This is a genomic window from Streptomyces sp. NPDC014734, from assembly GCF_043083325.1.
Lineage (GTDB): Bacteria > Actinomycetota > Actinomycetes > Streptomycetales > Streptomycetaceae > Streptomyces.
In genome coordinates, this window is sequence record NZ_JBIBYN010000054.1 from 1 (window position 1) to 7619 (window position 7619).

Annotated in this window: 1 protein-coding gene; it reads left to right on the plus strand. The window is 71.9% G+C overall.

Annotation, left to right across the window (positions count from 1 at the left end; all coding sequences use genetic code 11):
• Positions 1–7619, plus strand: a 7619-nt coding sequence (locus tag ACF1CT_RS37240) for an amino acid adenylation domain-containing protein (protein WP_391788470.1), incomplete at both ends; no start/stop codon positions are given.

Consider the following 7619-nt stretch of genomic DNA (forward strand, 5'->3'; position numbering starts at 1 on the left):
CGCACAGAACATGAACGCGCCCTGTGCGAGATCTTCGCCGAGGTGCTCGGCGTGGAGAAGGTCGGCATCGACGACAGCTTCTTCGACCTGGGCGGTCATTCCCTGCTCGCCACCCGCCTGATCAGCCGCATCCGCACCCGCCTCGGTGTGGAATTTCCCCTGCGCGCGCTCTTCGAGGGACCCACCGTGGTCCAGCTCGCCGAGCGCGTCGAGGCGGACGGCGTGGCCGCTCGGGTCGCGGTGTCCGCCGCGGCACGCCCTGCGGAGGTGCCCCTGTCGTTCGCCCAGCGTCGGCTCTGGTTCCTCAACCGGTTCGAGGGCTCGGCCACCTCCACGTACAACTTGCCCATCACGCTGCGGCTGACCGGCGCCCTGGACCGGGACGCGCTCGCCGCCGCGCTGCGCGATGTGGTCGCCCGTCACGAGAGTCTGCGCACGGTCTTCCCCGAGGGCCCCGACGGCACCCCCTTCCAGCGCGTCCTCGATGTCGACCGGGCCACCGTGCCGCTGGACGTGCTCCCGGTGACCGCCGCCGAACTGCCCGCGCGTATGGCTGGGGCCGCGGGCTGCGGGTTCGACCTGACCGACGGACTGCCCCTGCGCGTATGGCTCTTCGCGCTCGACGACACCACGCACGTGCTGTCCGTGGTGCTCCACCACATCGCCGGTGACGGCTGGTCGATGGCACCTCTGGCGCGCGACCTGGAGGCCGCGTACGAGGCACGGAGCGCCGGCCGGGCCCCGCAGTGGGAGCCGCTGCCGGTGCAGTACGCCGACTACGCGCTCTGGCAGCGCGAACTGCTCGGCGACGAGAACGACCCCGACAGCCTGCTCAGTCGTCAGCTCGCCTACTGGAAGACACAACTTCAGGATCTGCCGGATCAGTTGGCTCTCCCGTCGGACCGTCAGCGTCCTGCCGTCGCCTCCTATCGCGGCGACAGCGTGACGTTCACGCTGGACGCCGAGCTGCATGCACGCCTTGCCGACCTGGCCCGCGAGTCCGGCGCGAGTGTGTTCATGGTGGTGCGGGCGGCGTTCGCCGTGCTGCTCTCGCGGCTCGGGGCCGGTACGGACATCCCGATCGGCTCGCCGATGGCCGGACGCACGGACGAGGCGCTCGACGATCTCGTCGGGTTCTTCGTGAACACGCTCGTGCTCCGCACCGACCTGTCCGGCGACCCCACCTTCCGCGAACTGCTCGTCCGCGTCCGCGAGACCGACCTGGCCGCGCACGCGCACCAGGACGTGCCCTTCGAGCACCTCGTCGAGGTACTCAACCCGGTCCGGTCGATGGCGGCGCATCCCCTCTTCCAGGTGATGTTGGCCTTCCAGAACGTCGAGGAGCCGCGGCTGCGGCTCCCCGGTCTCACCATCGCCCCCGAACCGGCCGCTGCTCCGGCCGCCCGTTTCGACCTCTGCGTCTATCTCGACGAGTCGCGCACGGACATCGGCGCCGAGGCGGGTCTCGCGGGCGTCCTGGAGTTCGCCACGGACCTGTACGAACGGGACACGGCGGAGGAACTGGTGGCCCGCTTCGAGCGTGTCCTGCGCGGAGTGGTCCACGACCCGGACCGGCCCGTCGCGGCCCTCGACGTACTGGCGCCCGAGGAGCGGCGGCGGATCGTCGACGAGTGGAACAGTACCGACACCCCAGTGCGGCAGGCCCCTCTGCCGGCCCTGTTCGAGGCGCAGGTGGCGCGCACCCCCGACGCGACGGCCGTGGTCCACGGGGACGTCGAACTTACCTACGCGGAACTCAACTCCCGCGCCAACCGGCTGGCACGCCTGCTCGTCGAGCGCGGCGCGGGCCCGGAGGGGCTCGTCGCGCTCGCCCTGCCCCGGTCCGTCGACCAGGTCGTCGCGGTGTACGCCACCGTGAAGGCAGGCGCGGCCTACCTCCCCGTCGACCCCGAGTACCCGGCCGACCGGATCGCGTACATGCTCGACGACGCGCGCCCCGTGTGCGTTCTCACCTCGGCCGACACCGTGGACCTGCTGCCGGGCGGCCCGCCCGCCCTCGTCCTCGACGATCCCGACCTCCGTGAGTCGCTCGCCGGCCGGCCCGCCACCGATCTGGGCGACGCCGACCGGACCGCGCCGCTGGGGCTCTCGCACCCCGCGTACGTGATCTACACCTCCGGCTCCACCGGCCGACCCAAGGGTGTGCTGATCCCTCACGACGCCATCGTGAACCGCCTCGCGTGGATGCAGGCCAAGCATCCGCAGCGGGCCGGCGACCGGATCCTGCAGAAGACGCCGACCGGCTTCGACGTCTCCGTCTGGGAGTTCTTCTGGGCCCTGCAGGTCGGCGCGACCCTGGTGGTCGCCGATCCGGGCGGGCACCGCGACCCCGCGTATCTCGTCGAGGTCATCCGCGCCCAGCGGGTCACGACGCTGCAGTTCGTGCCGTCCATGCTCGCCGTGTTCCTCGCGGAGCCGACCGCGTCCACGTGTACGACCCTGCACACGGTGATCCTCGGCGGCGAGGCCACCTCCCTCGAACTCGCGGAGAAGTTCCGGGAGACCCTGGACTCGGGCCTGTTCAATCTGTACGGCCCCACCGAGGCGTCCATCGACGTCACTCGCTGGGTGGTCCGCCACGAACCCGGGGCCCCGAGCGTGCCGATCGGCGCGCCCGTGTGGAACACCCGCGCCTATGTCCTGGACGAGCGGCTGCGACCGGTCCCGACGAACGTTCCCGGCGAACTCTACATATCCGGCGTGCAATTGGCCCGCGGATACGTCAGCAGGCCCGGGCTGACCGCGGACCGGTTCGTCGCGAACCCGTACGACCCCGCCGGGCGGCGCATGTACCGTACCGGGGACCTGGTGCGATGGCGGGCCGACGGGAACATCGAGTTTCTCGGGCGCACCGACTTCCAGGTGAAGATCCGCGGCTTCCGCGTGGAGCTCGGCGAGGTCGAGTCCGCTGTCGCCGTCCACCCGGCCGTCGCACAGGTCGTCGTCACCGTCCACACCGTCGAGGGCGGCGACCCCCGCCTCGTCGCGTACGTCGTCCCCGCCGCCGGTGCCACCGTCGAACCGGCCGACCTGCGACAGTTCGTGGGCGCCCGGCTGCCGGAGTACATGGTGCCCGCCGCCGTCGTCGTCCTGGCCGCGCTGCCCGTGACCGTCAACGGCAAGCTCGACCGCAAGGCCCTGCCGGTTCCCGACTTCTCCGCCGCCCCGCACGGCCGGGCACCGCGCACCGCGCACGAGGACGTGTTGTGCGGACTGTTCGCCGAAGTCCTCGACCTGGACCGGGTCGGCCCCGAGGACAGCTTCTTCGACCTGGGCGGCCACTCGCTGCTCGCCACCCGGCTAATAAGCCGGGTCCGCACGGTGCTCGGCGTGGAGCTGCCACTGCGCGCCATGTTCGAGGCGCCGAGCGTGGCCCGGCTGGCCCGCCGTCTCGCCGACGCCGACGGCGCCCGCACCGTGCTGACCCGCAGGACCCGCACGGCGGACCTGCCACTGTCCTTCGCCCAGCAGCGGCTGTGGTTCCTCAACCGTCTCGAAGGCGCCGAGGCCGCCACGTACAACATGCCCATCGCGCTGCGGCTGACCGGTTCCCTGGACCGGGACGCCCTCGCGGCGGCGCTCGGCGACGTCGTCGCCCGCCACGAGTGCCTGCGCACGGTCTTCCCCGAGGGTCCCGACGGCATCCCCCGGCAGCGGATCGTCGACCCCGACGACGCCAGCGTCGAGCTTCCGCCGACCCGCGTCACGGAGGCGGCGCTTTCCGAGGCCCTGGCCGAGGAGACCGCCCGAGGCTTCGACGTCACCGCCGAACTGCCGCTGCGCGCGAAGCTGTTCATGCTCAACGACACCACGCACGTCCTGTTCGTGGTGCTCCACCACATCGCGGGGGACGGCTGGTCGATGGCGCCGCTGGCCCGGGACGTCGCGCAGGCCTACGAGGCGCGGGCCGCCGGACACGCCCCCGAGTGGGAGCCGCTGCCGGTGCAGTACGCCGACTATTCGATCTGGCAGCGGGAGCTGCTCGGCGACGGCTCCGACCCCACGAGCGTGCTCGGCCGACAGGTCGCCTACTGGAAGCACCACCTGTCTGGAATCCCCGAACAGCTGGAGCTCCCGGCGGACCGGCCCCGCCCCGCCGCAGCCACCCACCGCGGCGCCCATGTGTCCGTTCACTTCGACGCACGGCTCCACCAGGACCTCACCGCTCTCGCGCGTGAGACCGGCGCGAGCGTCTTCATGGTGGTGCAGGCGGCGTTCGCGGCGCTCCTGTCGCGCCTCGGCGCCGGTACGGACATCCCGATCGGCTCGCCGGTGGCGGGCCGCACGGACGAGGCGCTCGACGACCTCGTCGGTTTCTTCGTCAACACGCTGGTGCTGCGCACGGACGTGTCCGGTGCCCCCACCTTCCGCGAACTGGTCGAGCGAGTGAGGGAATCCGACCTGCGGGCCTACGCCCACCAGGACGTGCCGTTCGAGCACCTCGTGGATGTCCTGAACCCTGTCCGCTCCCTGTCGAGGCACCCGCTGTTCCAGGTGATGCTGGCCTTCCAGAACACCAGCCCGCCCCGTCTCGAACTCCCCGGCCTCGTCCTCGCCGGCGAGCCCGTGGAGCTGGAAGCGGTCAAGTTCGACCTGTCCGTCAGCCTCAACGAGTCCTTCGACGCGCACCGTCGCCCCGACGGCATCACCGGTGAACTCACCTACTCCATGGACCTGTTCGACCGTGACACCGCCGTCGGTATCGCCCGCCGGTTCGAGCGGCTGCTGCGCGCGTTCGTCACGGAGCCGGAGTGCCCGGTGATATCGGTGGAGCTGCTGTCGCCGCGCGAGCGGCGCCTCGTCCTCGACGAGTGGAGCGCGGGGGCGGACGTCGACTCCTTGGCCGGGCCCTGCGGTGACTTGGCGGCGGGCGCCACGGCGCTCGACCTGTTCGCCGAGCAGGTGGCGCGGGTGCCGGACGCGGTGGCGGTCGAGTGCGGGGACGACGTTCTGTCGTACGCGGAGCTGGACGTGCGGGCCGAGTGGCTGGCGCGAGCCCTCGTGACGCGGGGCGCCGGGCCCGAGCGTGCGGTGGCGGTGGCGCTGCCCCGCTCGGCGGAGTTCGTTGTGGCGATGGTGGCCGTGTGGAAGGCGGGTGCGGTCTTCCTGCCCGTCGACGAGGACTATCCGGCGCGGCGTGTCGCGCTGATGTGCCACGACATGCGGCCGGTGTGCGCCGTGACGACGGCCGGGACGACGGCGTCGCTGCCGAGCGGCCTGGCGCGTGTCCTCGTGGACGAGCGGACGGCCGACACGGCTGATACGGCCGACGTAGCTGACCTGGGTGACACAGGCGGCTTCGGGCGGCGCCCGCAGAACGCGGCGTATGTCGTCTACACCTCCGGATCGACGGGCCGCCCGAAGGGCGTAGTCGTCGAACACCGATCGCTGACCGCGTACTTGGGCTGGGCGCGGGCCGCCCACCCGGATGCGTCGGGCGTAGTGGCCTGGCAGTCACCGGTCACATTCGACATGACGGTGGCGTCCGTGCTGCTGCCCCTGGTGTCGGGCGGACGTGCCCGTGTGACCGACCTGCTGCGGACACCTCAGGCTTCGGATCCGGCGCTGCGACGTCAGGCACCGACTTTCATGAAGGCGACGCCGAGCCACGTGCCGTTGCTGTTGAACCTGCCCGACGAGTTCTCGCCGACGGCTGAACTGGTCCTGGGCGGCGAGGCCTTGGCCGGGTCGGACGTGACGGATTGGCGCCGCCACCACCCGCAGGCCCACGTCGTCAACGCCTACGGGCCGACCGAGACGACCGTGAACGTCACCGAACACCGAGTGGGCCCCGGCGAGGCACTGCCGCCATCCGGAGTGCCGATCGGCCGCCCTCGGGGCGGCACCCGTGTCTTCGTCCTGGACGGAGGGATGCGTCCGGTGCCGGTCGGGGTCGTGGGCGAACTCTACGTTGCGGGGGCTCAGCTGGCTCGCGGGTACGCCGCGCGTGCCGCCGTCACGGCGGAGCGGTTCGTGGCCTGCCCGTTCACGACCGACGGCGAGCGCATGTACCGCACCGGTGACCTCGTGAGGTGGCGGACCGACGGCACCCTCGCCTACGTGGGCCGCGCGGACGCGCAGATCCAGCTGCGCGGCTTCCGCATCGAACCCGGCGAGATCGAAGCCGCTCTCACCCAGGATCCGGACATCGACCGCGCCACGGTCCTGCTGCGCGAGGACCAGCCGGGCGACAAGCGCCTCGTCGCCTACGTCGTCCCCGCACCCGGCATGGCACCCTCCCCCGACGCCGTCCTGAAGGCCCTCACCGGGCGCCTCCCCGGCCACATGGTCCCGGCCGCGGTCGTGGTCCTCGCCGACCTCCCGCTGACCGCCCACGGCAAGCTCGACGTGCGGGCCCTGCCCGTCCCCGGCCTCAAGGGCTCCCGAGGAGGGGCGGGACGCGCGCCCCGCGACGGCCGCGAGGAAGTCTTGTGCGCGGTCTTCGCCGAGGTGCTCGGCGTGGAGCGGGTCGGCATCGACGACGGCTTCTTCGACCTGGGTGGCCATTCGCTGCTCGCCACCCGGCTGGTGAGCCGGGTCCGCACGCTGCTCGGCGTGGAGCTGCCACTGCGCGCGATGTTCGAGGCGCCGAGCGTGGCGCGGCTCGCGGAGTGGCTGGCGGAGGCCGGTGACGCGCGGACGCCACTGGCCCCCATGGACCGCCCCGCCGAGGTTCCGCTGTCCTTCGCCCAGCGCAGGATGTGGTTCCTCAACCGCTTCGAGGGCGCCGAGGCCGCCACGTACAACATGCCCGTCGCACTGCGGCTCACCGGCGACCTGGACCGCGAGGCGCTGGCCGCCGCGCTGCGGGACGTCGTCGTCCGGCACGAGTCGCTGCGCACGGTCTTCCCGGAGGGCGCGGACGGCGTCCCGTTCCAGAGGATCCGCGAACTCCACGAGATTTCCGACGGCGAGGGTGCCTGGCCGGCCCTCGACGTGACCCCGGCGACGGAGGAGCACCTCCCGGGTCTGGTGATGGAGCAGGTCGAGCGGGGCTTCGACCTGACGGCCGACGTCCCGCTGCGCACCAGGCTCTTCGCCCTGGCTGAGGACGTGCACGTGCTGGTGGTCGTGCTGCACCACATCGCGGGCGACGGCTGGTCGATGGCACCTCTGGCGCGTGATGTCGCCGAGGCGTACGAGGCGCGGGCCGCCGGACACGCTCCCGAGTGGCAGCCGCTGCCGGTCCACTACGCGGACTACGCGCTGTGGCAGCGTGAGCTGCTCGGCGACGAATCCGACCCGGACAGCCTGCTGGGCCGCCAGCTCACGTACTGGAAGCGTCAAATGGCCGGTCTGCCAGAACAGTTGGATCTTCCCACGGACCGCCCGCGCCCGGCGGTGGCGTCATTCCGGGGCGAGGAGGTGGCCTTCGAGGTGGCCCCGGAGATCCACGCCGGCCTGGCCGAGCTGGCCCGGGAGTCGGGTGCGAGTGTGTTCATGGTGGTGCAGGCGGCGTTCGCGGCGTTGTTGTCGCGGATGGGTGCGGGTGCGGACATTCCGATCGGTACGCCGATCGCGGGGCGTACGGACGAGGCGCTCGACGACCTTGTGGGTTTCTTCGTGAACACGTTGGTGCTGCGGACGGACCTGTCCGG